This window comes from Bradyrhizobium sp. NP1 (genome assembly GCF_030378205.1).
Classification (GTDB): Bacteria; Pseudomonadota; Alphaproteobacteria; order Rhizobiales; family Xanthobacteraceae; genus Bradyrhizobium.
The window spans coordinates 4099634-4120845 of sequence record NZ_CP127385.1; the positions used below are offsets into that span (position 1 = coordinate 4099634).

The window sequence follows — 21212 nt, forward strand, 5'->3', positions numbered from 1 at the left end:
TATTGTGCTGCCCTGCCCTCGCACTTGCAGCGGCGGCGAAGAACGTTGCGCATGAACTTCGGACGCTGCAAGTGCTCGGCTTCGGGCTGAAGCCGGTCCTCATCTCCGCCCCGCACGAGCGGCTACCGAGAACAAGGCTCTCGGCGCCCATATCGCCAATCGCCCCAGCAAGTGACACATCGCCGGCGCTCCCGAGACACGCCAGCGCGGCGACAATTCTTGCGATGTTTCGGCTGACCATCTGCGTGCACTTTCAAGACGGCAGCAACGTGCATCAGAAAACTGACGGCTGGACTAATCCGATACTTAAATGTTTAGGAAATATGGGCTTGAGAGCTGACTGAGCCGTACGCCGGTCAGCGCATTCGCGAGGTCAGTGCTGCCCGCTGACTGGTTTCACATCGTCAGCGCGGGGGTAAAATAGCCCCTTCCAAAACCCCGATCAGTCAAAACGGCTATGCGAGCAAGGCGCGCGCAGAGCTCACGTCGCGCGTTTGCTCGCCGCCCTCGATCGTGGCAAGGATCGGCGTCAGCAGCGCGCCGGAATCGCTATCTGGCTTTGCGTTGCGCCACAGCCGGGCGAGATCGGTCGCAGCGCGCAATTCAAGCAAGCGCGCTTCCTGATCTCGGGCAATCTCGATCGCTTTCACGAAGCAGGATTCGGCGCCCTGCCAATCCGGATCTCGCCGCTTGAGCGCGAGCTGTCCGCTCAAGCGGTGCAAATCGGCAAGCCAGTAGCGCTCGCCAGATTGCTCGACGAAGGCGAATCCGTCGTTCAGGTCCGCTTCGGCTCTGGCGAAATCTCCCGCCGCCAGCGATACCTCGGCGAGGTTGGATATGAGGAGGGAACTGCCGATAAAGCCGCCTGCAGACCGCACCGCGTTCAGCGCGGCGCGCTGGGCCGCAACGTTTTCCTTGGTCGGCTCACGCATGGCGTGGGCATAGGCGCGATGGAAGGTAGCCAACAGGCGGATCTGCTCCACCTTGTTGTCAGTGCAATAAGCGGCGAGCTGAGCGCTATCGCGTTCCAAGGCTTCAAAATCGGCCAACACGGCCTTGGGCCAGGTGCCGGCGCAAAATTCAACCGATGCGACCGTGGTGGCATGCCGGTGGTCCGAGACCTCGGTTCGAACCCGCTGACTGATTTTGGCTGCGCTGTCGAGAAGGCCGAGCGATAGCCGCACCAACACCTCGAAACAGAGAACAGCAAGACTGGGATCCCATCCGAACCGATAGCTAAGGACTCTTTGCTTGCGCGGGTCGCGGTATTTCCTGCCCTTCTGCAGGCTCCTGAGCGCCTCACGGTTCTGCCCGGCATAGTACTGATTGGTGCCGAGCATGCGGTAAGCGACGAGCTGGTAGGTGGGATCGTCCTGCCGTTCGGCGACTTCGGTAATCTGGCGGGCCAGGTCGAGGGCCGCTGGCATTTGCGCCCTCAGCGTGGTGGCCGAGCAAAGGCCGAACAGCACGGAGCCGCGCTGCAAATCAGTACCGACGCCCTTGTCCAGCAACCGTTTTGCGGCAGTAAAGGCCGCGAATGTCTCTGGCGCGGAAATGCTCTTGAGGGGGACCAGTGCATTGGCGCGGGCTACCAGCAGGCCGAGTTCGAGAGCATCGCGTTCCGGTGTCTCGGCCACCCGCGGGATCAACGCCAAGCCAGAGCTGGCGTCACGTTCGGCTTCCGTCGGGGCCGATTGCGATAGCGCCAGTTCCGACGCTGCCAGCCAATAGCCCGCGGCCAATTTGGCGAGACCTGCCTCGTCGAAATGATGAGCGATAACGGCGGGCGGGCACTCCTCGCCTTCGATGCCTTGCTCCAGTGCCTGGGCGATATCGGCATGAATGCGCTGCCGCCGGCTACGCAACAGCGAGCCATAGGCCGCATCCTGCACCAGGGCATGTTTGAAGATATAACTTGCCTTGGGCGGCGCCTGGCGCTGATAGATCAGCTCCGATTCCACGAGCTGGCGCAGGGCATCGTCCAGCAGCTGCCCTCTGATCGGCGATACCGCTTCCAACAGGCTCCGCGAGAACTCGCGTCCGATTGCCGCCGCGATTTGAGCGATCTCCCTGATCGGGGAAAGGCGATCCAGCCGTGCGGTCAATGAATCGTGCAAGGTCGAAGGTATCGCCAGCGGCGTCAGCGCGGCAGCCAGCACGTAGGCACCCTTGTCTTCACGCAGGAGGCCGGACTCGACGACGCTCTTGGTCAACTCCTCCATGAAGAGCGGAACGCCGTCGGTCTTCGCCAGGATCTGATCGAGCACTTCGGCAGGCAGCATCCTTCCTGATGTGATCCGGTCAATCATCGTTACGGCCTCGCCTCGCGAGAACCGGTTGAGCGAGAGCATGGCGACATGCCCACGTCCGACCCAGGGTGGGGTGAACTCCGGCCGAAACGTCATGACCACCAACAGGGGGAGATGTTGCGCCTTTTCGACCATCCGGCCGACGAGATCGAGCGACGTGGGGTCAATCCAATGCACGTCCTCAACCAGCATCAGCAGCGGCACCGCTTTCGCCAATTCATCCACCAGTGCGATCATCGCGGCGATTGTCCGCTCTTTCACCTCGGCGGGAGCCATTTCGAGCGGCGGATAGCGTCCTTCGGTCGGGATCGACAGCGGCAATGCGAGGTAGGGTGCGATTTCACTGCTTTCGAGGCCGACGCTGGCGATCATGGTCTCCAGTTTTTGCAGCCGGGCGTCGGCTGGCTCACCGCTAACGAAACCGGCCGCGCGCCAGATCTGACCGATGACGGGAAAGAACGCGTCGTTGATGTGATGCGCCGAGCACTGATAGCGCAGCGTGAGGTGTCGCTCGTCACCGATGCGCTCGCGCACTGCCGCCAAAATGCGGGACTTCCCGATTCCAGCTTCACCCGACAGCAGCGCGACTTGGCCGTTACCCTTGGTGGCCTCGCGCCAGCAGTCCATGAGCAGCGCGATCTCCTGCTCGCGGCCAACGAAGGGGGTCATCGTCCCCGAACGCGACGCCTCGAACCGGCTGACGTTCTCCATTTCGCGCACGACCGACCAGGCCGGAACCGGCGCCTTGAAACCCTTTAGCTGCTGCAGCCCGTGGGCCTTCAGCTCGAACGACTTGCCGAGCAACCGTCGCGTCGATTCAGAAATCAGCACGCTGCCTGGCTCGGCCAGCGCCTGCAATCGCGCGGCGAGATTCGGCGTTTCCCCGATCACGCCTCGCTCACGCGCCTCGCCCTCGCCGATGAGTTCACCCACAATGACCAACCCGGTCGAAATGCCGACGCGGACTTCCAGCGCGATACCGCGATCGTGCCGAAGCCTTGCGACGGCTTCGAGCAATGCGAGGCTCGCGCGCGCTGCACGTTCGGCGTCGTCTTCGTGTGCGCGGGGATAGCCAAAGTAGACGGTCGCTCCGTCCCCCATCCACCTGGCGATATGGCCATCGTAGCGCGTCACCGACGCCACGACGGCGCCCCGGAAGGCGCGGATCAGATCGCTCACGTCCTCCGGATCGAGCCCTGCCGTCAGCGCCGTCGAATCCACGAGATCGCAGAACATCACGGTCAGCTGACGTCGATCGGCCGCGTCTTGCGGCTTCGGCTCTGCGGCCGCAAGCTCGCGGATCGCGCGCAGGATTTTCAATCTGTGCCCGAGTGAAATACCTAAGTCTCTAAGATGCTGATCGGTCAGTTCCGTCAGAACGCCCGCGTCGATGTCGCTGTCACGGAAAGCGGTTTCGTACTGACCCAGGCCGAGACCGCGCAGCCACGTCCCGACGTCCATAATAGCATCCAATCTATATCGGCGATGATCGCCGAGTTAAAACCGGGTGTCTAGTGTGGTGGCCCCGAAGTTCGCAAACGAGCCCTGCCGCAAAATGATGCGAACTTCGGGTCCGGGACACTAGTGGCTCCGCGAATGACCGATTTGTGTCATGAGCCGAAAAAGCGTCATCCAGCGCATCAAGTCCGCTTCGCGTCAGCCCGCCGACGGCGTGGCAAATCAAAAGCCCCCTGCTCCGGGGCGGTTCGCCGAAGTCGAATGTTTGTCTGCCGTTGTGGCGAACGGGCGCGACCTCTCAATGCGCCAATGGATCGGGACGCAGCTGCAGCTTGTAGACGCGTGGCTGTTCGGACTTGCCGTTTTCGGCGTGGAACACGGCACGCGTGCCCGATGTCGTCCACAGCGCACGGCCTTTCCAGCCCGCGTTGGGATCGTCGACGCGGCCGTCGACATTCTTGGTGAAGAAGGCCGCCGGATAGGGCACGTGGAACTGGAGCATCTTGCCGTCGACGAGCGCGGTGATCGCCTCGCCGCCATTGGTCATGGCGAGCGGCACGTTCTCGCCGAGGCCGAAGGTGTTGAAGCGATCGACCCACACGTAATAGGCATGATTGGCGCTGCCTTTGTTGTCAACACCTTCAAACTGCGGGCCGGGGAAGCGGTAGAGCGTCCAGCCTTCATAGCACTGCTCGCCGGTCACGGCCGTCGCTCCGGTCAGAGCCGCCTTGCACTTTGAACGATCGAAGCTCGCCAAATGTCCGCTCGACAACGCGGTCCAGGCGACACCCTTGGTGTCGAGATCGAGGCCGCGCGGTCCCCAGGTTCCCGGCGGTGGCTGGAAGAGCTCGGCAAGAGCGGTGTTAGCCGGGTCGGCGCCTGGAATGAAGTGCACCAGGTAGCCCGGCTGATCCAGGTTGGAAAAGCCGCTGTCCATCGACTGCCCCCAGATGGTGTCGTCGATGGGGCTTGCCTGCACGCCATACCAGCCGGCGACGACGCGCTTTTGCTTGGTCAGATCGACCGGCTGGCCGATCTCCACGTATTCACCGCGCTTGCCCCAGCCGGGGACGTCGACAATGAGTGGCGCCCACCCCTGCGAAGCCTTGGCGTCGTGCGTCTCCAGATATTTCCTGGTGTTGAGCCAGCCGACCGCAGGAAAACCCGCGCCGCCTGCACTCGTCCACAATGTGTTGTTGGCGTCGTGTCCGAAATAGAGGTGCTGCGTGGTGAAGCAGGTCGGGATCAGCTCGAACTTCTTTGTCTGGGGATCATAGAGCGAGAGATGCCGTACCGACTCGTTGAGCGGCGCGACCTTGGCCGAGGGATGATCGCCGCCGGCCTTGCACCAGTCGGGATTGGCGTGGGCGCGGACGCGCGCGGCAAACCAGACGCGGTTGGCGTCGTCGATGATCAGATTGTGGTTTGAGGTGTGGCCGTCCCAGATCGGCGTGTCGCCCCAGAAAGCCGATGTGCCCAGGGGATCGTCGACCACCGACGGCGTGCCGGGCATGAACGGGTGCTCGACATTCCAGGTCTTGTTGTTGACGGGATCGAGGACAGGAACGAGATCCGTCGATTCTTCCGGCGAGCCATAAATGAAGCCGTTGGCGTTGACGCGCGGGTTGCGTTTGTCGGTCGAAATGGCGTCGTGCATGTAGTGCGTGGGCGACGCCCAGTCCCACAGCGTGACCACTATGTTGCGTTCCACGCCGGTAGGCCGCTGCGGCTTGGCCGACGGCAATTCGCCCTTGGCGATCCGGTCGGTCCAATCGGCGAACAGTGACAGGCCGAGGTCGGGTCCGATGCGGGCAATGCCGCTGGCCATGCGCGTCATCGCCTGTCCGGACTGGATGCGCCGCGTCCACATCTCGGTCGAGTTCTTGAACTCTCCCAATTCCTTCACATGGGGCGAGCGCAAGTTCTCGCTGCCGAGTGCGTGACACGACTGGCAGGTGTTCTTGACGAGATCAATCCAGTTGCCCTGGTTCTTCATGAACGTCGGGATGTGATTGCCATTGTCGCCCGTACCCGGAAACTGATCGGCCGCAGGGATCTTCAGCATCGAATACCAGTACATGCCGGGATAGTATTTCGCGGCGTCGGCGGGGGTCGGCGCCACGACGGCTTTCAGCGCCAATTGCTGGCCGGGCTCAGCATCGACGTGAGCTGAATCAACGAGCCCGTAGCCGCGAACCCACACCTTGTATTTCGCTTTGGGGAGATCCGGGATGACGTAGCGGCCCGCGTCATCGGTGACAACGATCTTGGCGTACCTGGTCGGAAGATCCGTCGTCTCCGCGATCACCCAGACGCCTGCTTCAGGTCCCGTCGTGCTCGTCACCACGCCACCGATGTCGGTGGATCCGATCGAGACTTGCCCGCTCGACTGCGAGGCTCCGCTGGATTGCGCCAAGGCAGTAGACAGGGCAGCAGAGGCGATCGGCAGCAGTGGGACGAGGCCGCACAGCGCGACTAGCAAAAAGCGCCCGTGCGCCCTTTTGACCGGCAGAGTCATTTCTCTCCCCTCCCTATGGCTTTAGTTGCGTGAAATCGGCGACGTACCTTCCCTGTCTAGTGCCCGCAGCGCCGGCAGAAGACCCATCCATCAAGGCTTCGAAGAGCAAATCTACGATCAGGCTCTCTTTCGAGGAACCGTCGTGTTCGTCCGCAGCCATACTTTTTTCGACCAGCTGGCACGGTGCCGGGCTCCGAAGGGAGGAGCTGGGGAGCGACCTCCGATCGCCCTTCCAAGACAATGAAAATGTATAGGTTTTGGTCGGGGCAGCTGGATTCGAACCAACGACCTGCAGTACCCAAAACTGCCGCGCTACCAGGCTGCGCTATACCCCGATCCGATAATGCCCCGTCGATAACACGCCCCTGCTCTGCCCATCAAGGCGGCAGGAGCAGCCCAAGGCCGGGACGCCCTAAAACCGCTCAGTGGCTGTTGAACAGCGGGTGGGCGACGCGGTCGCCGGGCCTGATGCCATATTTCTGCGCCGTGCCGGCGGCCACCTCGAGCACGCCCTTCGCCAGCCCGTTCGAGGGGATGATCCTGGTCGACATCGGCTCGGTGTTTTCCGCGATCCGCAGGATCCGACCGTCGGCGCGGATGAAGATCATGTCGAGCGAGATGTAGGTGTTCTTCATCCACATCGAGACCTGCTGCTCGGGCGAGAAGTCGAACAGCATGCCTTTGCCGTCCGCAAGCTCCTTGCGGTACATCAAGCCGGTAGTCTTCTCTTCCTCGGTTCGGGCCACCTCGACGGAGAAGACCTGCACACCGGACTTGGTGACGATCTCCAGCGGCTCGAGACTGGCCGCGCGCGCGGCACCATTCGCGATTGCACAAAGCGCTACGAGCGCCAGAGCGGCGAGCCAGCCACGCAGGCCGAGAGACTGATGTCGATGGGAAATCATTACCAAAAAGACAGGATCGGGTTCTTCGGAACCGACCTTAGCCCAACGATCATGGCAAAGGCGAGAGGCACGTCGTGCCTCGATCGCCCCGTGGCGTCCACTTTAGTGTGAAGACAGGGCCGGCGAGCCGGTCTCGGGATGGATTTCGGCGGCCATCATCCCCTTCGAGCCCGGCCCGAACCGCACCAGCACGTACTGGCCGGGGCGCAGTTCGGTCATGCCGAACCGGCGCAGGGTCTCCATGTGGACGAAAATGTCAGGGGTGCCCTCGCCCATGGTCAGGAAGCCGAAGCCACGGAGCCGGTTGAACCACTTGACCTGCGCCCGCTCCAGCCCGCTGGTCGGGGTGACCGTGACGTGGGTCCGCGGCGGCAGCATCTGCGCCGGGTGGATCGCGGTCGATTCATCCATCGAGAGGATGCGGAAGGCCTGATAGCCCTTGGCGCGCTGCACGCATTCGCAGACGAGCCGTGCGCCCTCATAAGCGGTCTGATAGCCGTCGCGACGCAGCACCGTGACGTGCAGCAGCACGTCCGGCCAGCCATTGTCAGGGACGATGAAGCCGTATCCCTTCGAGGCATCGAACCATTTGATAACGCCGGAGATTTCGACGAGGTTGGCGGCTGCGTCGCCGAGACCGGAAAATGCCTCGATGGCGGGATCACGTGGCTTGCTCGGGTACTCGCCAGCTCCAAGCCGGTTCTGCCCGCTCCCACCAGGGGGACCCCCGAGCTTCTTGGACTCAAATCCGTCCGACCCCATAACCCCGGACCCTCACACAATTTCCTGCGGCCCTTCGTCCCAGCTTTCGGGGCCGGCCATCCATGAGCCGCTCATGATGGCAACGCGCGAATCTTTCGAATCAAAAGATAACACTCCCGCTTCCGGCGCATAGATAAAAAACGGATTCGCCGGAACCTATGAACAGTCTTGCACAGCTTCGAATCAACCCGGCATCAGTTCCCGACGAACGGTCCGAGCGTCTCGCCGATGTCGTGGCGGATCACGAGATCGGCCATGTCGTCCTGATCGGTCGGCTCGTTGTTGATGATGACGAGCCTGGCGCCGTTGTTCCTGGCCATCATCGGAAAGCCCGCTGCGGGCCACACCACCAGCGAGGAGCCGATGGCGAGGAAGAGATCGCAACGCTGCGCCAGTTCGCTGGCGCGCTGCATTGCAACTTCGGGCATCGCCTGGCCGAACGAAATGGTCGCGGTCTTCACCGGCTCTTCGCACATGGTGCAGTCGGGTGCGCCGCCGTCCTGCTCGAAGCGCTGCTTCACCCAGGCGAGATCGTAGGCCTGACCGCAGCCGATGCAGCGCGCATAGGTGGTATTGCCGTGGAGCTCGACGACATGTTCGGCGGCGAAGCCTGACGCCTGATGCAGATTGTCGATGTTCTGGGTGATGACGGCGGGAATCTTGCCGGACCGATAGAGCGACGCCAGCGCGCGGTGTCCGCGGCCGGGTTTCGCGGCGGCAAAGGTCGGCTCCATCGCAAATCGCCGACGCCAGGATTCGTCGCGGGCCTCCCGGCTCGCGACGAACTCGTCAAACGGAATCGGCCGGTTGCGCGTCCACAAGCCCCCGGGAGAGCGGAAATCGGGAATGCCGCACTCGGTCGAGATGCCGGCGCCGGTGAACGGTACGATGGAGCGCGCTGCCGCGATCATCTCGCCGAGCTGTTCGACGCCGGTGCTGAGATCGGACGCGATCATTGGCAATCATCCAAAAAAGGGGCCGTGCTAACGATAGCACAGCCCACCCGATTGCCAGCGCGATGCCGCGCATGGCGGCGAGGCAGGCGCCCCCGCTCCCGCCGCATGTCTTTTACCGTCAGGCCGCCTCGGCCGCTTCGTTGAGACCGGCGTCGTCGGCAGGTTCCGCCGCCTCGCCGCCTCGCTTCTCGGACTTCTTCGGTTTTGCCGGTTGCGGCGCAGCCAGCGCCTTCTTCGCCGGCTTGCCGAACTGCGCAAGCCGCTCCATCTCGGCCTCGAGCTCGAGCTGCCTCGCCGCGACCTTTTCCAGGAGCTTGGCGTTGACGTTGTCGCGCAGCATCGCGAGATCATCAATCGTCATCGCATCCAGATCGATCTTCGCCATTTCGTTCCCTCCTTCGAAGTTCGCCTGTCCCGCAGCACCCCCCTTGCACGAACTTCGAGAACGCAACGGGCGCCAGCCGATCGATTCCTTTCGCTGCTCGATCAGAATTTTTCGCGCAGAATTTTTTCGCGACTGAGTTCCAATCGAGCGGCCGCTTCGCGAACGCAAGCGACTTCAGATCGACGGCTCGCTTTCGCTAGCGGGAAGCGCCGCGCGCGACAAGATGCTGTCCGCCTTATCCACCGCGCGACGCCTGCGCCGCGCGCAAAATTTTTTCGCGCATGTGCATATCCGTCGATCGGATGACGCGCGTCCAAATCACGCCCCAATCTCGGACGCGAATGAGCGCGAGGCGAATCAAAAAGAAGGATGGGCCATGACCAAGCCAGACGACCGTCGCGCGCGCGAGCGCGAGGAGATTGCCGCACGCGTTGCGAGCTTCAAGGCGACCCAGGAGAAATTCGAGCGCGAGCGCGACGAATATTTCCGCAAGACCCTTGCCGATGCCAGCAAGCCGCAGCGGCCGTCGTTCTGGTCTTAAGATCGCGCAAGCGAATCGGCAAAATCAAAGCCCGGAAGCAAGGCTTCCGGGCTTTTTTCATCACCAGTAGGGGTGACGATAGTAGTAGCGATGGCGATAATAGGGTCCGCCGCCATAATAGGCGTAGGGACCGGGGCCGTAGTAGGCGCCCGGACCATAGTAGTAGCCCGGGCCGTAGCCGCCGTAATAATAGGGCCCCGACGCCGCGATCGCGCCGGCGGTCAAGGCACCGGCCGCGAGGCCAAACGCCAATCCCGGACCGACGCCACGCCAATGCGCCTCTGCTGGCGTGCTCATGGTCGTTGCGGCGACCGTGCCCACCGTCGCCAGAACTGCCAGTGTCTTCATCATGCGCATGTCCTCCATCCGTATGCCCCTGGACAACGCGGGCGGTTGTCCATGGTTGCACGGCGTTTCGGCCGGATCGGAGCAGCATTGGACGAGCCGCCAGCAGCTGCCGCGGCGTCAAGGCGTCCAGCCATGCGATCTCGTACGGGCGGCGATCCGCAAATTGCGGGAACGAACTCGGCCTTTCCGGATTACTTTTGGTTCCAATACATGGGTTCCGAAATGCCGGCCTGGCTGGAAATTTTGATCGATATGATCGGCTTTGCCGGCTTCGTCGGCCTGGCCATCTATCACAAGCCCAAGAAGAACGACGAGCCGATCCGATAAGCGGCGCGCCGATGCGGCGCCGTCAGTTGGCGGGCTTGGGATTCCCCGCGGTGCGCACCAGCCGGTCAGCCTTCACCAGCACCTTGGTCTCTTCGGGTTGCGGCCTGAGCGAGAAGCTCACCACGACGAAGGCCATGCAGAGCAGCGTCCCGACGACGACGACGCGTCGGTAGGTCTGTCGGTCCGCGGTGTGGAAGGATGAGGCCATGGTTGCTCCCTCCCCCACACCTAACGCAACCCGCTGCCGCCGCAACGCGATTTCAGTCTTAACCTAACTGAATAGGGTTATCTCTTGCGAGGTAATCCGCCGTTAGGGCTGTTGCCCGCGGCGCCTTACAGGACCAGTGCAGCCAATTGATAGAGCGCGTAGCCGACCTGCACTCCGACAAGCACGAGTGCCGCCACCATCAGATAAAAGCTGAAATGCATGATGCCCTGAACCAAAACGTCCCGTCGCGGCCCGGCCCTGCGTGCTGCCGGAAGCCAAACGCAATACTTGTCGGTGATCTTTCTTTTGCAAAAACGCCGGCGGAGGCGGCGCCGAGGACTGCGCACAACAGGCTTCCGCCGCCGCGGAAGGGAGACTCCTGTCGTTTGGGTACCGACCGAGCTCCCGCCTGTCACACGCCGTAGAAGAGTTTTATTCCCCACAGCACCACAACGATGGCGGAGACCAACGTGGCCACCGCCAACACACTCTCAAAGGAAGCGACTCTCATTCTACTCTCCGCTTCCCAGCCCCGGGGAAGCGGTCTAGTTGATTCGTTCATTTGCCTGCAATCGAAGGCTCACAATCGCTTGAACGTTGATGGCGCGCTGTGGTTTGCGAGTCACATCTCGCGTGCAGGGGCCCGTTTTCGCGGAACCGCCGCCCCTGCACGGCCTGCCGATTTGCTGCTATTGAGGGCGGCCGGAAGCAGACCACAACAAATTCCGCTCCAGGGAGACCTATCATGCGCTATCTCCACACCATGCTGCGCGTCCAGAACCTCGATCGCGCGCTTAAATTCTATCGCGACGCACTCGGCCTGAAGGAGGTCCGCCGCATCGACAACGACAAGGGCCGCTTCACGCTGTCGTTTCTCTGCGCGCCCGAGGACGAGGCGGAGCTGAAGAAGCTGCCGCCGACCCGCGGCGCGCCGCTGGTCGAGCTCACCTACAATTGGGACGAGGAGAAGTACGGCGAGGACCGCTATTTCGGCCACCTCGCCTACGAGGTCGACGACATCTACGCGACCTGCGATCGCCTGATGAAGCTCGGCATCACCATCAACCGCCCGCCGCGCGACGGCAACATGGCCTTCATCCGCTCGCCCGATCTGCACTCGATCGAGCTGTTGCAGAAGGGCGAGCCGAAGCCGCCGGCCGAGCCGTGGACGTCGATGCCCAACACCGGCCACTGGTGACGGAACCTCGCCTCCTCACTCGCGTTCTCCTCATGGCAGGTTTTGAGGAGGAGAGGATGGGAAGAGGAATTCTGCTGTGGCTTTTGGGTGTGCCGATCCCGGTGATCATTCTGTTATGGTTGTTCTTCGGACACTGATCGCGGCCAACAGGTGATTTGAAGGCTCCGTCGCGCGATGCGGCGGAGCTTTTCATTTGATGCAAATCATCCTCGCGCCTTTTGCGTGAACTTCCGCTATGAAGGGCGCAACGATCAGCGAAGGGGAGCCAAACGTGCCGGAGAGCGGAAAAGGACAATTGACGATCTGGGGCCGCGCCAATTCGGTCAACGTGCAGAAAGTGCTGTGGTGCCTTGCCGAGCTCAACCTGCCCTACCAGCGCATCGATGCCGGCATGCAGTTCGGCAAGAACGACGAGCCTGCCTATCTCGCCATGAACCCGAACGGGCGGGTGCCGACGCTGGTCGACGGCGATTTCGTGCTTTGGGAATCCAATTCGATCATGCGCTATCTCTGCCTCGCCTATGGCAAGGGATCGCCTGTTTATCCCGACGCCCCGCGGCGTCGCGCCGGCGTCGACCGCTGGCTGGACTGGACGCTCTCGACGCTGCAGCCGGTCGACCGGCCGGTGTTCTGGGCGCTGGTGCGCACGCCGGTCGAAAAGCGCGACATGGCCGCGATCCAGAAGGACGTCGATGCGGAGGCCGTGGTGTGGCGGGTCGCCGAGGACGTCCTGGCGTCGCGCCGCTTCATCGAGGGCGACGACTTCACCATTGCCGACATCGCGATCGGCGCGTTCGCGCGGCGCTGGTTCGGCGTCGAAGGCGTCAAGAAGCCGAAGCTGCCGAACCTCGAACGCTGGTTTTCGCAGTTTTCCAGCCGGCCGGGATTTGTGCAGTTCGTCGCCAAGCCGATGTCGTGAGAACCTAAAACCCGCGCTCGGCGAGCAGAATGCAGATGATGAGCGCGAGCGTGACGGCGGCGACCGCAAGGCGCGCGGTCCAGCTGAAGCCGCGGCCGACCCACCACAGCATCGCGCAGCACATCAGGACGGGAACGAGGATATCGAGCCGCAAGCAGACCCTCCTTTCTTAGGTCACACGACCGCGTCGTTTATGACGTCTGGATGACGCACCCACACGTCAGAATCTGTGCAGTTGCACAAACTCTTTGCAGCCGCATTTGGAAGCGTTCAGCACTCGGCAAAAATATCATTCGAGCGTCAGCAAGCGTACCGACGCGGCCCTCATTCTTATCCACACTTGTCCACAGCGGGGGGGCAGACATCCCGACAGCAGAGCCATCGTGGAACGGAGACGGTCTTGGCTGCCTCTCGCGGGACACGCCTGCCGACCGCCGAGTCGATAGCCATCGTTGTTGCGTTCAAAAGGATGATCCCAGTGAGTGAAGTCAGCGTGGAAGTTCAGGAGAATGCCAAGTCCAGGAACGGTGTCGAGCTGCCGCTGTTTGCGATGAACGAGGCGTTCCGCGGCTTGGCCCGCCAAGCCACAAACAATGCCAAAGACAACTGCGAACGCCTCAAGGAGGCGACGGGCGAGATAGCCGGCATCGTGCGGGATGCCTGTGTCACCAACGCCAAAGGCTCCGCCGACTACGCAAGCAGGTTGATCGAGATTTCGGGCCAGAACGTCAACGCTGCGTTCGACTTCGTCACCCGGCTGCTCGATAGCACGTCGCTTGCGGAAACTGTCAGGGTCTCCACCGAGCATGGATGCAGGAATTTTGCCGCCGCCGTCGCCCAGAACAAGGAGCTGTTCGAACTCGGCCGCAAACTTGCGACCGAGGCCGCCGAGCCGGCCAGGCGCGCCATGCCAAGGCGCTAGAGAGCGCCTGACCAAGCAATCACCACCGCCCGAGGGACGGCTGGGCCAAACGCTCCGAAGAAGCGTGGCCCAGCCGCGGCGGGCGGGCCGCCGGCACAATTTTGGGGAGAAACGCCATGGGAATGGTGATGATCAAATGCCCGCAGACCGGGAGCGCAATCCCGACCGGCATCAACACGGACCGCGAGCGCTTTCAGCGCAGCACCGTGTTCTTTTCGCGCACGCTCTGCCCGGCCTGCGACGCCACGCACGAATGGTTCGCGCGCGACGCCTGGGTCTATGAACCGATCCCGGTGAGGTCAGGATCGCGTGCCCCGGGTGCTTTGTGACCGGATATCCCGTGAAGCGGGCCGGTTGGCCCCGCTGAGATGATGTCGTCGATCCGCTGGCGGAGCGCCTTGTAGCAGGGGCAGGACGCAGCCTCGAGCCGCGGCCGGTCGATCTCGATCTGGCCGCGCCGGTTGGCGCGGATCGCGCCTGTGCCTTTCAGCTTGTTGACGACCTGTGTCACGGTTGGTCGTCGCACCCCGAGCAATTCCGCCAGCGCTTCCTGCGTCACCGGTAGTGCATCGTCCACCTCGACATTGTCGTGGAGATGCAACAGCCAGCGCGCCATGCGAGCATCGACGGAATGCAGCGCGTTGCAGGCGGCGACGTGCTGCAGTTGCGTCATCAGTGTGCGCGTATAGACCTCTATGATCCCGGCGATCGGCACGCTGCGCTGCAGCGCCGCCTGGAAGCGGGCCGGTGAAATCTGCCATGCCGTGCCGGGGAGCCGCACCACCGCTGTGACAGGGGACGGCATCGATACGAGCGCGGCCACCAGGCCCGAAGCGCCATCCTTGCCGACCACGGCGGTGGCCACCGCTTCTCCGTCGGGCATGTCCATGACCAAGGCGATCAAGCCGCTGCAAGGGAAATGGATCTGCTCGAACGGCTCGCCCGAATGCACCAGCACGGCGTCACGCTCGAGGCGCATTTGGCGCAGATGAGGCGCAAGGAGATCGAAGTCGGCTTGCGGCAACGCAGCTAACAAGCGGTTACCGATGCGGCTCGGGTGCTCCATCGTGGAGACTCCCGCCGGAATGCCCGGGTCACGCAAGAACGACAGGCGCGCCACGGACGCGGCCTACACCAGATTGCGAGTTCCTTATGCCTTCCACATAGGAAAAGCGACGGCGCGGCCAAAGGTTCCAGTCATGACACTCGGCCGCCTTGCCTATAGCCGTGTGGCGCAACGGACCTTGCCCGAGTCGTGGGCGGCCCCGCGTCAGCGCACGAACTTGACGCCGACCGTCTTGCCGCGACGCCACATCACCTGGCAAAGATGCCCGGTGCGGGCGTCGCGCGCCAGCGCCAGCCGCAGCGTCGCAGGCAACATCGCGGCATCTTCCACGGTGACCTGCGCGCCGGACGGCGAGATGTTGTCGACCACGCAGCGCCGCACGGCAAAGCCGCCGTCGAGCGTGATCCAGCCCGGCTGCCCGAAGGATTTGCGCGGGCTGCGCTTCTTGATTGCGCTCATCGGAGGCGGCTCCCGGGAATCAAGGCAAAGCGAGGCGCGCCGCCCCGGTCAGGCCGGGCGCGCTCGCTATATCCACCTACAGCCGCGCGGATTTAAAAACAGTTGCGATCCATCTGAAATAACGACGGTATTTGGGTTCCGCCGGCATCGTGGAAAGGTGCCAAAAACGCGTCCCCCGCGACTTGCCGACCCCGGCAAAGGCCTCTATACGTTTGCCCGGCCGCGGCAGCACCTTGCGGCCGATGGCTCTTGCTCCCTTCGTCTATCGGTCAGGACGCCACCCTTTCACGGTGGAGAGAGCGGTTCGATTCCGCTAGGGAGCGCCAATGGCCTCGCCAACCCTGGCGCAGAGGCGGACATCACCATAGGTCGGCATAGGGCCAAAGCCGCGTTTGGGAAGTGGGCCAGCCCCTTCTGGCCTACCCCGATAAGCGGACCGTCTCAGAGCCAGCCCGGACTTCGCATTAGCGCCAGAACCAGACCCATGCAGTTCGGCAAACAGCAGTATCTCAATCGATCACCTCATCGGCGATTGCAATGAGGTTCGGGGGCACGTTGAGGCCGAGAGCCCTCGCTGTCTTCAGATTGATGACGAGTTCATACGTTGATGGTTGCAGCACCGGCAGATCGGCTGGTTTGCTGCCTTTAAGGATCTTTCCGGTGTAGATGCCGCATTGGCGAAAACCGTCAGGAAGGTTGGCGCCGTAGACAATCAGTTCTCCAGCGTCGGCATACTGGCGCCATGGGTACATCGTGGGTATCGCGTGACGGGCTGCGAGCGTGACGAGCTGATCCTGCCGACTGACCAGAAACCCGTCAGCACTGATCACCAGTGCACCGATATGGTCTTGCGCCAATGTTGAGAAAACGCTCTCGATTTCCCGCTCGTTACTGGCGCCGACGCTGATCAGTTGAAGCCCAAGAGCGTGCGCGGCTGTCTGCAGATCATTTAACTGAGGTCCCGAATTGGGATTTGTCGGGTTGATGAGTGCAGCGATCAACGTGACGTCGGGTATGAGCTCGCGCAGCAGTTCGAGGCGTTTCGCTCCTAGCCTGGTGAACATGAAAGCAATGCCAGTGACGTTTCCTGTTGGTCGATTGATACTCGACACGAGACCCGACACGATGGGATCGCTGCCGCTTAGGAAGACGATCGGGATCGTCTGAGTTCCGGCCTTCGCTGCCAATGCGGCCGGCAGAAAATCTGCGGCTATGACGGTCACCTGACGGCTGACCAAGTCCGCCACAAGTGCCGGCAATCGATCGTATTGCCCATCCGCCGCACGCTGTTCGATCCTGACGCTTTGACCGTCAACCACTCCTGCCTCAAGCAAACCCTTGCGGAAGATTGCCGTGAGGGGCGGCGGAGGGAGCGACCCTTGATGCAGAAACCCTATTACGGGGAGTGATTGCTGAGTGCGCACGGCGCCCGGCCAAGCCATCACCGCGCCACCGATTAAACCAATGAAATCGCGCCGTCTCATGGCATCCCCCGAAGGGTACGCTGGAAGCACCGACTGCGAGCTACTATGTCGCGGCCATTTTCGAATTGGAATGGGCTTTGCTTGAAAATTGCGTTCTCTGCTGGGACGGATGACGTCCGGGTTCGGTCACACTCGGAAATCCCGACCTTCGTGAGCACAGGTCCGATGTGCCCCAAGAGCTGACGCGTCGATGCCTCCCGGCGTCTCTTTGCGGCCAGCTCACTCTCGGTGAAGCGCACAGCAGTTTCAATTCGGCGGCGGCAGCTTTAGGCGACGAATTTTGAAGTAGCCTCGGCCGCACGCGCCAGAACCGTAGGTCCGACCCAAAGGGGACCCGTGTGCCCGGCACGTAACACAAAACGTTAGCGGCTTATCGATCGATATTGCGCAAGGGAGGTCGCGAATGAACCGGACTGCTTCGGTGAACTGGCTTTCCGCTGCTTGCGCGTTCGTCGCCGCCGCTGAGGCTGCTATCGCGTGAGGGGCCGTCTTGGCTATTGCGTGCCCTGCCTCGCGCTATCGGATACTCACCTCTTTCCGTACTCCGTGAATACGTAGTCGCGGTTCTGCACCACCGTGTGGCAAGCGAACCCGCACTTCGCGTCGTTTTCCTGCGGCGGTTTGGAGGCTGCGGTAGAGGGCTTAAACGTATCGGACGCCGCGTCATAGTCGAACGCGCCCCATCCCCATCCGCCGCTATCCGCGAACCTCTTGCTGTCCTTCACCATGAAATCAACGTCATGCTGCGTACCTGGCACGGATGGCTGACCGGGGTACGCCTCTTGCTTTTTCGGTGTCCAATGAATTTTCGCCATTTTCGCGCCGTCCGGGAAAGGCTTGCCATTGCCGGGCACGCCTTCCTTATAGGCGTTGATCATTGCCGGATTCCCCACGATCACAGCAATAAGGCCTTCGTTCTCACTGATCGCGATCACAGGCCAATCCTCGTATCCCTTGAACTCAGAGAACGCGAGCCCATTCGGTACTTGCAAAGTGTACCTGTCCTGCGCGGAAATCGCGGCACCAGTTGCCAAGATGGCGATCGACGCTGAAATGCTGAGACTGATCAGCGAGCATTTTTTCATTGTCGCATCTCCCTCATCGGTTTAGGGGCGTGTGACGATCAATGATCCGTTGTTAGAAATCGCTTCGTTGCATTGTCTTCCGAGGCTCAGGACCGCACCGCCGTTGCTCACGAAGATCATGATTACAGCATAGCACGTGGATTCCGCGTCAGCCATGGGTCACACTCGGAAGTCCCGACCTTCGTAAGCCCAGGATCCGATCCGCAGGGAGCGCCGGGCGCCTCCTCGCGCTGCATCTTCCTCTTGAGCATGCGAAGCACCTGTTCGATGTTGTTGTCGCGGACGAACCTGCAAAGGCCGGCTCCTGGCGGGTTGGCTGCCAAATCGACAAGGCCTGCGCGACAGCCAATTGTCGCTACAGCATTCGAGATCACGAGATTTGTCGATGATGCTACCGACCCGAGACGAGAAGACCGCGCTGGCGCATGGCTACAGATGGCGTCGGTCGGCGCGACGTGACCACGATGCGAGCGCTGACGTCAATCAACAGCGAAACGATTGCGCCTGCCTGGTCCAGGCATGAGGCTTCAGTTGCTTGCGATATCGTTCTCAAGCCCTGCGGCGCGAAATAAGCCGGCAATGCTCCTTGTAAAGGCCCGCGAAGAAGTATACATTACCGATGTTCGATTAGCCGCTGTGCCTTGTTGAATGCGCCCGCGGGCTCCTTTTCCAAAGACATCGACGAAGTTGAATTTCGGATCGCGTGATGGTCACGCGATGTTGGCGCATGCGCTGATATTTGCGCGTGCGTTTTGGAGAAGAGAATGACGACAGGAACAGTAAAGTGGTTTAACGGCCAAAAGGGCTTCGGGTTTATCCAGCCGAACGATGGTGGCAGTGATGTGTTTGTGCACATCAGCGCCGTCGAACGGGCTGGTCTTTCCGGCCTGGCCGAGGGCCAGAAAGTGACGTTCGAAATCAAAACGGACAAGATGCGGGGCAAGAGCAGCGCCGAGAATCTCGCGCTGGCCTAAGGCCCGTCGCGCCCTTTCCACGGATGTACTGGAACAGGCGCTGTGCCCGCTCGACCCCGAGGGTTGAGCGGGTTTTCGTCGTGTCAGCACGGGAAACCACATGACCAGCAAGAAGTCGGGCGTCCCCTCCCCAGAAAGCGTGGCGCGTGCCAACCGACAACGGATTGCGTTTGAGGAGGGGCTGAAGGCAATGGCGGATATCGAACAGCAGGCTATTGCCGTCCGTCAGAACATGGCGCGTTTGCGGACCTTGAGAGAAGCCCAAGAGGCAAATGCGGAACTGACAGCTGGAGCACCGGCGCCAAAAGCGAAGCGCAAAAAACCCGTGTCTCGATAGCATCGGAGCGTCGCCACATACCGGACGCCCCCTTTCGGGAACAGGCGCGACGCAATTGTCTTCAGGCGGCGCCAGCACTTTCGCCGGCACAACCGCGCACGATGCCTGAATACGCGAGCGCGAAAACAGCAGCGAACGTCCGGGCGTTCGTATGCGAGGCCGAAGCACGCCTTCACGAAACGACGTGGCGCCGATCAGGCCAAAGCGCGTTGCTTCTTCTTCGCGACTGGCTTCCGGCCGGATCTTGATTTTCCCACAGAAGGCCGCTCGCTGACACCGGCGGCGATTTCGCATGGCGGCGCCACGAGCTCCCGCTGGGCCTCGAACCAATGGGCGTCTGCATGTCCATGCTGGCAGCCGCCCTCGATCCACAGATGATAGGCACGTTCACGGATCGCCTGTTCCAGATCCTGCATCCAATCCTCCTGATCAACGCGCGCCCCGCATTCTTCGACAGAAGCGATGGGCCTGGATGATTGATGAAAGGCTAATCAAGGCTCGCTGATTCTGCGAGCCGCAGCTTTGGGCGACCATGCTCATTTCGACGTCACGTCCATTGATGGCCTCCCCGGTTCCGGAAGCCGCGCCAGTGTTCCGCTCGGACGCGCTGATGAGCCCGACGACCGACGAAGGGGCACGCATGAAGTGCCGACGGTCACATCTCCGGAGAGTCGCAGCCGAAATTTCTTTTGGGGGTGCACGATCCACCTTCGTCATAGCGGATCACGACGGGTCGATATTCTTCGTCGAATGTTTCGATCGAGCCGAGCTTCGGCAGCAACTCGTCGAGCGCCTGCGGGTTGTAGTACTGAGCCGCCCGCAAGGCGCTAAGCCACAACTCGGCGGCTGATCCGCTTCCATCGCAACATGGGCAGGCGGCGCGCAGCGCCTTTGCGGGATTGGCCGCCATCTGCTTGGCGTTCAGGAGAAACGACTCGGTATTGCATTTTGGACAGGGAGACGCGGCCCGGGCCACTCCCAATTGGGCCTCGCGCGATTTGGCCTGTAAAAAGCCGGCTATGCATTGCCATTCGCCGATTTGAACCGAACAGGGAGCCTGCTGCATGGCTTCGCTAATCCTTACCAGCCTTGTTCTTTGATTTTGACACCATCTTGGAAGCGCTGCGAGATCGATCGCCATCGGCCAAGGCGTGCTTATAGGTCGGCGCAAAGGAAATGGCGTCCCTGACCAGATCAAGATGCGCACGCATCTGTTCCTGCGCGGAAGCAGGATTTCGCGAAGCGATCGCCTCGACAATTCTTTTGTGTTGCTGCCTGAAGGCGGCTCGATTGGGCGTCAGCATCCGCTCCCAAACGCTGCTCCAGGATGCTTGGCTGCGCACGTCGTTGACCGCGTCGAACAGCATGAGCAACAGGGAATTATGGGCGGCCTCGAAAATGCCGCGATGAAACGTCGAGTCCCAGCGCGCGTAATTGGCGTGATTTGGCGAACCGTCCAGCTTCGACAGGCAGTGTTGCAAGTGCGCGATATCGTCTTCGGTGGCCCTGATGGCGGCGTGAAATGCGCCCGGTGGTTCGATGACCAGGCGAACCTCCATGACTTCCGCCGGGCTCGTCAGAGCGCTGGCCAGCACAATCGCGTTTCCCGTCTTTACCGGTCTGCCGCCCACAAAGGTGCCCTGCCCGACGTTTCGCCATAGGCGCCCCTCGGCTTCGAGCCGCGCCAACGCGGTGCGCAGCACAGTGCGGCTGACCTTGAGCTCCGCGCACAGATTGCGTTCCGCCGGAAGGCGCGTCCCGACCGGATGGTTGCCGCTGTCGAGCATCTTTCGCAGCGACCAGACCACATCATCGGCTAACGGCACACACGTCCCCATCAGGTCCAAATTCGACACGTTCGACCGCCTTGATGGCACAGAAAATACCAATTTACAAATTGGTTCAATGCGCGCTCGCGGTCCGGCAGCATCGACGACAGCTGGACCATTTTGGCGATTGGTTCGTCCATATTCGCAAAAAGATCGCGGTATTACAGTATCTTGATCGAACTTACCGAACCGATTGACGCCAATTATTTGGAGGCTCAGTCT

At 61.8% G+C, this 21212-nt stretch carries 24 protein-coding genes and 2 tRNA genes; 9 read left to right on the plus strand and 17 right to left on the minus strand.

Annotated features, from left to right (window positions below):
* Window positions 1-455: 455 nt before the first annotated feature.
* The 7 genes from QOU61_RS19750 to QOU61_RS19780 form a co-directional block, all read right to left on the minus strand.
* A complete protein-coding gene (locus QOU61_RS19750; RefSeq protein WP_289652873.1) occupies window positions 456-3770 on the minus strand; it encodes an AAA family ATPase in 3315 nt (1104 codons plus the stop codon).
* Between the two features lie 295 nt (window positions 3771-4065).
* Window positions 4066-6285 carry a carboxypeptidase-like regulatory domain-containing protein gene (locus QOU61_RS19755; RefSeq protein ID WP_289652874.1) on the minus strand — a complete coding sequence of 740 codons (2220 nt, stop codon included), beginning with the start codon at window positions 6283-6285 and terminating at the stop codon, window positions 4066-4068.
* A gap of 258 nt (window positions 6286-6543) precedes the next feature.
* A tRNA-Pro gene (locus QOU61_RS19760) sits at window positions 6544-6620 on the minus strand.
* Between the two features lie 87 nt (window positions 6621-6707).
* A complete protein-coding gene (locus QOU61_RS19765; protein ID WP_289652875.1) occupies window positions 6708-7190 on the minus strand; it encodes a DUF192 domain-containing protein in 483 nt (160 codons plus the stop codon).
* A gap of 102 nt (window positions 7191-7292) precedes the next feature.
* Entirely contained in the window at window positions 7293-7952 is a 660-nt protein-coding gene (locus tag QOU61_RS19770; protein ID WP_289652876.1) for a cold-shock protein, read from the minus strand.
* A 194-nt stretch (window positions 7953-8146) separates the two neighbouring features.
* Window positions 8147-8908 carry an SIR2 family NAD-dependent protein deacylase gene (locus tag QOU61_RS19775; protein ID WP_289652877.1) on the minus strand — a complete coding sequence of 254 codons (762 nt, stop codon included), beginning with the start codon at window positions 8906-8908 and terminating at the stop codon, window positions 8147-8149.
* Window positions 8909-9026: 118 nt separating this feature from the next.
* Window positions 9027-9293 (minus strand): hypothetical protein, encoded by a 267-nt coding sequence (locus QOU61_RS19780; protein WP_289652878.1) that lies wholly within the window; start codon window positions 9291-9293, stop codon window positions 9027-9029.
* Between the two features lie 376 nt (window positions 9294-9669).
* On the opposite strand from QOU61_RS19780, the gene QOU61_RS19785 reads away from it, so the two are divergent.
* The gene (locus tag QOU61_RS19785) at window positions 9670-9834 is read left to right on the plus strand and encodes a hypothetical protein (RefSeq protein WP_289652879.1); all 165 of its coding nucleotides are present in this window, start codon (window positions 9670-9672) and stop codon (window positions 9832-9834) included.
* 60 nt (window positions 9835-9894) lie between these two features.
* Here QOU61_RS19785 and QOU61_RS19790 read toward each other — a convergent pair whose 3' ends face one another.
* Window positions 9895-10185: a hypothetical protein gene (locus QOU61_RS19790; RefSeq protein ID WP_289652880.1), complete on the minus strand. Its 291-nt coding sequence runs from the start codon at window positions 10183-10185 to the stop codon at window positions 9895-9897.
* 48 nt (window positions 10186-10233) lie between these two features.
* Here QOU61_RS19790 and QOU61_RS19795 point away from each other — a divergent pair, with 48 nt between their 5' ends.
* On the plus strand, window positions 10234-10509 hold the full coding sequence (locus QOU61_RS19795) for a hypothetical protein (RefSeq protein ID WP_289652881.1): 276 nt from the start codon (window positions 10234-10236) through the stop codon (window positions 10507-10509).
* Between the two features lie 22 nt (window positions 10510-10531).
* On the opposite strand, the gene QOU61_RS19800 is transcribed toward QOU61_RS19795, so the two are convergent.
* On the minus strand, window positions 10532-10717 hold the full coding sequence (locus QOU61_RS19800; protein WP_289652882.1) for a hypothetical protein: 186 nt from the start codon (window positions 10715-10717) through the stop codon (window positions 10532-10534).
* Between the two features lie 745 nt (window positions 10718-11462).
* Here QOU61_RS19800 and QOU61_RS19805 point away from each other — a divergent pair.
* Window positions 11463-11915 (plus strand): VOC family protein, encoded by a 453-nt coding sequence (locus QOU61_RS19805; protein ID WP_289652883.1) that lies wholly within the window; start codon window positions 11463-11465, stop codon window positions 11913-11915.
* Between the two features lie 235 nt (window positions 11916-12150).
* Window positions 12151-12834, plus strand: a complete 684-nt coding sequence (locus QOU61_RS19810) for a glutathione S-transferase family protein (protein ID WP_502876796.1) — start codon at window positions 12151-12153, stop codon at window positions 12832-12834.
* 4 nt (window positions 12835-12838) lie between these two features.
* Here the strand turns inward: QOU61_RS19810 and QOU61_RS19815 are convergent, their stop codons facing one another.
* Window positions 12839-12988, minus strand: coding sequence for a hypothetical protein (locus QOU61_RS19815; RefSeq protein ID WP_289662305.1), 150 nt, complete (start codon window positions 12986-12988; stop codon window positions 12839-12841).
* Window positions 12989-13234: 246 nt separating this feature from the next.
* On the opposite strand from QOU61_RS19815, the gene QOU61_RS19820 reads away from it, so the two are divergent.
* Complete coding sequence (locus tag QOU61_RS19820) at window positions 13235-13756, plus strand: phasin family protein (RefSeq protein WP_289652885.1); 522 nt, start codon at window positions 13235-13237, stop codon at window positions 13754-13756.
* A gap of 116 nt (window positions 13757-13872) precedes the next feature.
* Complete coding sequence (locus tag QOU61_RS19825) at window positions 13873-14085, plus strand: hypothetical protein (protein WP_289652886.1); 213 nt, start codon at window positions 13873-13875, stop codon at window positions 14083-14085.
* On the opposite strand, the gene QOU61_RS19830 is transcribed toward QOU61_RS19825, so the two are convergent.
* Together QOU61_RS19830 and QOU61_RS19835 are read right to left on the minus strand one after the other, a co-directional pair.
* Window positions 14034-14822: a Crp/Fnr family transcriptional regulator gene (locus QOU61_RS19830; RefSeq protein ID WP_289652887.1), complete on the minus strand. Its 789-nt coding sequence runs from the start codon at window positions 14820-14822 to the stop codon at window positions 14034-14036. The two genes, QOU61_RS19825 and QOU61_RS19830, sit on opposite strands and share 52 nt — an antisense overlap.
* A gap of 204 nt (window positions 14823-15026) precedes the next feature.
* A complete protein-coding gene (locus QOU61_RS19835; RefSeq protein WP_289652888.1) occupies window positions 15027-15281 on the minus strand; it encodes a PilZ domain-containing protein in 255 nt (84 codons plus the stop codon).
* Window positions 15282-15532: 251 nt separating this feature from the next.
* Here QOU61_RS19835 and QOU61_RS19840 point away from each other — a divergent pair.
* Window positions 15533-15607 (plus strand) — tRNA-Glu (locus QOU61_RS19840).
* Window positions 15608-15790: 183 nt separating this feature from the next.
* On the opposite strand, the gene QOU61_RS19845 is transcribed toward QOU61_RS19840, so the two are convergent.
* Together QOU61_RS19845 and QOU61_RS19850 are read right to left on the minus strand one after the other, a co-directional pair.
* On the minus strand, window positions 15791-16765 hold the full coding sequence (locus tag QOU61_RS19845; protein WP_289652889.1) for an ABC transporter substrate-binding protein: 975 nt from the start codon (window positions 16763-16765) through the stop codon (window positions 15791-15793).
* Window positions 16766-17292: 527 nt separating this feature from the next.
* A complete protein-coding gene (locus tag QOU61_RS19850) occupies window positions 17293-17850 on the minus strand; it encodes a cytochrome P460 family protein (protein WP_289652890.1) in 558 nt (185 codons plus the stop codon).
* A 764-nt stretch (window positions 17851-18614) separates the two neighbouring features.
* Here QOU61_RS19850 and QOU61_RS19855 point away from each other — a divergent pair.
* Together QOU61_RS19855 and QOU61_RS19860 are read left to right on the plus strand one after the other, a co-directional pair.
* Window positions 18615-18824 (plus strand): cold-shock protein, encoded by a 210-nt coding sequence (locus tag QOU61_RS19855; protein ID WP_289652891.1) that lies wholly within the window; start codon window positions 18615-18617, stop codon window positions 18822-18824.
* A 100-nt stretch (window positions 18825-18924) separates the two neighbouring features.
* Window positions 18925-19161, plus strand: coding sequence for a transcriptional regulator (locus tag QOU61_RS19860; RefSeq protein WP_289652892.1), 237 nt, complete (start codon window positions 18925-18927; stop codon window positions 19159-19161).
* Window positions 19162-19355: 194 nt separating this feature from the next.
* Here the strand turns inward: QOU61_RS19860 and QOU61_RS19865 are convergent, their stop codons facing one another.
* The 3 genes from QOU61_RS19865 to QOU61_RS19875 all read right to left on the minus strand — a co-directional run bounded on the left by QOU61_RS19865 (window position 19356) and on the right by QOU61_RS19875 (window position 21017).
* Window positions 19356-19577 carry a DUF2934 domain-containing protein gene (locus tag QOU61_RS19865; protein WP_289652893.1) on the minus strand — a complete coding sequence of 74 codons (222 nt, stop codon included), beginning with the start codon at window positions 19575-19577 and terminating at the stop codon, window positions 19356-19358.
* Between the two features lie 239 nt (window positions 19578-19816).
* On the minus strand, window positions 19817-20227 hold the full coding sequence (locus QOU61_RS19870) for a hypothetical protein (RefSeq protein WP_289652894.1): 411 nt from the start codon (window positions 20225-20227) through the stop codon (window positions 19817-19819).
* A 7-nt stretch (window positions 20228-20234) separates the two neighbouring features.
* Window positions 20235-21017 carry a FadR/GntR family transcriptional regulator gene (locus QOU61_RS19875; RefSeq protein WP_289652895.1) on the minus strand — a complete coding sequence of 261 codons (783 nt, stop codon included), beginning with the start codon at window positions 21015-21017 and terminating at the stop codon, window positions 20235-20237.
* Window positions 21018-21212: the final 195 nt, after the last annotated feature.